Genomic DNA, 4,986 nt, shown 5'->3' with positions numbered 1-4,986 from the left:
CGCCGCCCGCCATGCCGCTGCCATGGCGCCGCTGTACGAACGCTGCGGCGTGCGGTGCGCCGTGCTGCTGCCGCAGGCCCCCGACGAGGCCCTGACCAGCGCCTACGAGGCGCCGGTGCTGCTGACCACCGCGCGGCGGCTGATGGCCGACTGCCTGAACGACCCGGCCCTGTGGCGCCGCCATGGCGGCGAGAACCGCCACTGGGCCCTGGTGGACGATGCCGACCGCGTGCTCATCGACGACGCGGTGCAGCCGCTGGTGCTGAGCGCGCCGGGCCACAACCCGCTGCTGCTGGAGGCCGTGGTGCAGGCGCGCGAGATGGCGCAGGCCTTCCGCCGCGGCGAGCATTACGAGGACCGCGCCGGCGTGCTGCGCTTCACCCCCGCCGGCCAGCGGCTGCTGGACGAGCGCGAGGGCGTGCTGTCCACCTTCTGGCGCGCGCCGCGCCGCCGCGACGAGCTGGTGATGCAGGCCCTGGTGGTGCGCGACCGCTTCGTGCGCGGGCGGCACTACCAGGTGCAGTCCGACCCTTCCGGCGCGCAGCGCATCGTGCTGGGCGGCGACACCCCGGTGGCCGCGCTGGTGCCGCAGCGCACCCTGCACACCGGCCTGCTGCAGGCGCTGGAGGCGCGCGAGGGCCTGCCGCCTTCGGACCCGCCGGTGGTCACCGGCCGGCTGTCGCACCAGGAACTCTTCGGCCGCTACCGGCTGCTCGGCGGCATCGCCTCGACGCTGGGCGGGCTGGAGGGCGAGCTGTGGCGCATCTACGGCGCCGTGGTCCTGCACCAGCGCCGCGCCGACGCCGGCCCGGCCGTGCAGCACGCGCCGGCGCCCGACCACGAAACCGCCTATGCCGTGGCCGCCGAGGCGGCCGCGCAGGCCGTGAAGGCCGGCGCCGCCGTGCTGGTGGCGCTGCGCCGGCCCGACAGCTTCCGCGCCTTCGCCGAGGCGCTGCGCGTGCGCGCGCTCACGCCGGCCATGCTCGGCGCCCCAGCGCCCAGCCCCGAGGACGGCGTGCTGGCGCCGGGCCAGCTGCTGCTGGTGCCCGATCCGCTGCTGCCCGGCCTGGACGTGCGCATGGCGCCGCCCGGCACGCCGCTCTTGCTGCTGCAGCCCGAGGCGCTGGAATCCGCCCGTGCCGAAACCCTGTTCGCCGCCCGCGGCCTGCGTGGCGCCACCGAGCGCCGCCTGCTGCGGCTATGGCCCGTGTCGCCGGCCGAGGGCGCCGCGCCCGCCCTGGGCCGCGCGCCGGCAGTGCTGCGCCTGCCGCTGCTGCGCATCGCGCTCGGCCTGCAGCGCCGCCGCCGCGCCCGCCAGGCGCGCCTAGTGCGCCGCCAACTGTTCCTGCAGGAGCAGCAACTGCTGCTCCAGCTCGCGTTCGCCGCCCGCGGCGATGTTTCCCGTTCTCCGAGGTGATGCACATGGTCCTGAAATCCTGCTCGACGAGCCCCTCCCTGCTGCGCTGGTCCCTGGCCGCGGCGGCCGTTCCCGCCCTGCTGGCCCTGTCGGGTTGCGGCGGCGGCGGCGGCGGTGGCGGCGGCTTCTTCTTCATTCCGCCGGAGCCGGAGACGCCGCTGGTGCTGCGCATGTCCGACGTCACCGCCCTCGAATCCGACGGCAAGCTGGTGTTCACCGTGCGCGTCGAATCCGGTCCCAAGACCGACAAGGTGGTGAACTACAGCACCGCCGACCTGTCGTCCTCGCTCGCCACCCGTGCCGTGGTGGGCTATGCCCGCGGCGGCGCCAGCTGCGCCAGCGGCATCGACTACGTGGCCGCCAGCGGCGCCGCGCTCACCGTGCCGGCCGGCGCCACCAGCGTGAGCATCACCATCCCGGTGTGCAACGACGGCACCTACCAGGCCAACCGGCGCTTCCGCCTCAGCGTGGCCGGTGCGTCCAACACGCCCAGCGCCACCGGCACCATCGTCAACGACGACGCGGGTGGCCTGAACGACACCGGCATCGCCGCCTGCTACAACGCCGCCGGCAATGCGGTGGCCTGCCCGGCCAGCGGCCTGGCCGGCCAGGATGCGGAGACGGGCCGCGACCCCAACCCGCTGACCAATGCCTCCGCCGACGGCCCCTTCGGCTTCAGCTATGCCAAGCTGGATGCCAGCGGCCAGGCGCTGGCCGCCAACGCCGCCGGCCCGGCCTGCGTGCGCGACGCCGTCACCGGCCTGCTGTGGCAGGTGCAGCAGGGCCGCAGCCAGCCGGCCGCGGTCAACTTCACCGACATCCAGGCACAGGTCGATGCGGCCAACACCGCCCGCCTGTGCGGCGTGAGCGACTGGCGGCTGCCCGAGGTGGCCGAGCTGGACAGCCTGGTCTATGCCGGCGCCACCACGGGCGTCACGATCGCCACGGACTGGTTCTCCGACATGGCTGGCGTGAGCACCCAGAACCCGGCCATCTTCTGGAGCAGCACCACCACCCCGAGCGACGCGCAGACGGCCTGGGTCGTGAACTTCAACGGCGGCGCGGTGAGCACCCGCAACAAGGCCACGTCGACGGGCAACGTCGTCTCGGCCCGCCTGGTGAGCGGTGCATCGGCCTCCGCGGCGTCCTCCGTCGCCCCCTGCACGGCCGGCACGGCGCGTGCCGCCTCCGACCGCTACAGCGCCCCGGGCGACGGCACCGTCACCGACAAGCGCACCCAGCTGATGTGGGCCCAGTGCACCCAGGGCCAGAGCGGCGGCAGCTGCGAAGCCGGCGCCCCGGCCAGCATGGGCTGGAGCGGTGCGCTGGCCCAGGCCGCGTCCGCCAACGCCTCGGCCTACCTCGGCTACACCGACTGGCGCCTGCCCAACCGCAACGAGCTGGCCTCGCTGGTCGAGCGCGCCTGCAGCGCGCCGTCCATCAACCTGGCCTACTTCCCCAACACCGCGGGCGCGAGCTACTGGAGCAGCTCGCCGGCCGTCACGGCGGCCGGCCAGGCCTGGTACGTCGACTTCGTCGACGGCGGCGTGGCGCCCGTGGACATGTCCGGCAACCGCCGGGTGCGCCTGGTCCGCGGCGGCCAGTGAGACGGGTGGCCGGCGCCCCCGGCACGGGGACGCTGGCACCTTTTTCCGCGCGCCTCCGGCGCAGCGTTTCGTGACCGCTTGATGTACCGATAAACCCCAGGTCAATCAGCGGATGCCTACACCTGGGATGCCAAATTGTTTACATTTGTGTCTTTGCCAGACACGCAATCGCGGCACCTGAAAGGCCGCGTCCGGGCACCCTCGTTCCGCCCGGCTTTCAACCGCCAGCAGGAGAAGTCCTTTGTTCGAAAAAGTGGTCCCCGTCAATAAGGATCGTCACGCCAAGAAGCGCATCAAGGAGATCACGGGCTTCGGGTTCGCCTCCAAGTTCCACATCGCCTACGTGACGATGCACGAGTTCGCCCGTGCCGCCGCCATCTACCCCATCGTCTTCCTGGAAGACAAGGAAAAGGACGAGTTCCGTCCCGTGGCCCTGCTCGGCCTGGACGCCGGCAGCAACCTGTTCGTCGGCGCCGACGGCAAGTGGGATGCCTCGTACGTCCCCGCCATCATCCGCCGCTATCCCTTCGCGCTGGCCGGCTCCGACAAGGAGAACCAGTACACGATCTGCATCGACGAAGGCAGCGAACTGGTGAGCGACACCGAAGGCGCGGCCCTGTTCGACGACAAGGGCGAACCCACCCAGGTGATCGAGAACGTCAAGCGTTACCTGTCGGAACTGCAGCAGATGGACGCCCTGACGCGCGACTTCTCCAAGTTCCTGGCCGAGAACAACATGCTCACGCCGCTGAACATGCGCGTGCGCGAGAACGACGGCGTGAAGAACATCGCCGGCTGCTACGTGATCAACGAAGAGCGCCTGAACAACCTGTCGGACGAGCGCTTCCTCGACATCCGCGCCAAGCGCTACCTGCCCGCCATCTACGCCCAGCTGATCTCGCTGGCGCAGATCGAGCGCCTGGTCAACCTGGCCGACAAGCGCGCCGGCAAGTAAGCCGATGACGCCGAGGCCAGTGCGCATGCCCTGGCCCCGGCACCCGGGGTTTCCCGAACCTCCGCCGGCCCGGCCCCGCATCGCTGCGGGGTGCGGGCCGGCCGCCGTAGCGGCCTCGCGCCAGGCCCTGCGATCCGTCCCGCCCCCGCGGCGCGACGGCCCCGTGTCCCCCTTCGGATGCCACGCGGTTTCCGGCGCATGCACGCCGGCCGCGAGCGCGTCGTCCGCCCCCTGGATTGCCCCTGCGGGACGGCGTTTTTTCCTACGAATTCGATGGACGGGCGTCCGACGCCCGGCGACACTCCGTAACGTTTGTTTGCGTTTAGTCGCGGTGGGGAAGCCGCGCCGAACGTACGACCTGATTTGCTGGGCGCAGGGGGACCGACAGGATCGGTCCCCCTGCGCCCGTGCCTGTTGTGTGAGCCGCATTGCCTGCAATGCAAAGTGCCCCGGCCCGGGAAGCCGCCGCACCTCGAACCGGGGTGCCGCGGACGTGGGGGCCGGGCGCCGAAGGACGTTGGAATGAGAAAAGCCCTGAAGACGAAGGTCGCCCGCATGGTCCGTGACGGCTGGCGTCTGGAAGCCCTGGAACCGCGCGTCCTTCTGTCGGCCGACCCGGTGCTCGGGGCGATCCAGAGCGTGGTCACCGACGACCGCGGCCACGACCAGGCCCTGCACGGCGCCTACGACTTCGACCATCCCGCGCCCACCAGCGCCGAGCCGCTGCTCTCGCGCGAGAGCTACGACAACCTCATCAACCAGCCGGTGCACGCCAGCGTGCCGGCCACGGTCTTCGACGTCGGCGACCTGCAGGCCCAGGGCTTCTCGGCCAGCACCCTGACCGTGGCGGCCAACGAGACCCTGCGCGGCAGCGGCACCCTGAACGTGGCGGTGCTCAACACCGGCCTGGTCAGCCCCGGCCATTCGCCGGGCGTGGACAACGTCAGCAGCTACACCCAGAGCGCCGGCGGCACGCTGACGCCCGACACAGGCGCACGCACCGCCCG

Annotated in this window: 4 protein-coding genes; all 4 read left to right on the top strand. The window is 72.1% G+C overall.

All coding sequences use genetic code 11. The features are described from left to right. A partial coding sequence (locus NS331_RS24560; protein WP_153013038.1) for a preprotein translocase subunit SecA occupies window positions 1-1,417 on the top strand: 1,417 nt, incomplete at its 5' end. Window positions 1,418-1,422: 5 nt separating this feature from the next. Continuing rightward, window positions 1,423-3,024, top strand: a complete 1,602-nt coding sequence (locus tag NS331_RS24555) for an Lcl domain-containing protein (RefSeq protein WP_153013037.1) — start codon at window positions 1,423-1,425, stop codon at window positions 3,022-3,024. 253 nt (window positions 3,025-3,277) lie between these two features. Then, window positions 3,278-3,979, top strand: a complete 702-nt coding sequence (locus NS331_RS24550; protein WP_206597363.1) for a SapC family protein — start codon at window positions 3,278-3,280, stop codon at window positions 3,977-3,979. A 522-nt stretch (window positions 3,980-4,501) separates the two neighbouring features. Continuing rightward, window positions 4,502-4,986 (top strand): LEPR-XLL domain-containing protein (locus tag NS331_RS24545; protein WP_153013036.1); only part of this gene is annotated, 485 nt, incomplete at its 3' end.

This window comes from Pseudacidovorax intermedius, from assembly GCF_001476815.1.
Lineage (GTDB): Bacteria > Pseudomonadota > Gammaproteobacteria > Burkholderiales > Burkholderiaceae_C > Xenophilus > Xenophilus intermedius_A.
Note: the sequence above shows the minus strand (reverse complement) of the source record. Positions and strands in the feature narration are given on the sequence as shown.

What these genes read in the sequence shown, in the direction of transcription:
- NS331_RS24555 (WP_153013037.1), top strand. Translation starts at nt 1,423, where the DNA reads ATGGTCCTGAAATCCTGCTCGACGAGCCCCTCCCTGCTGCGCTGGTCC.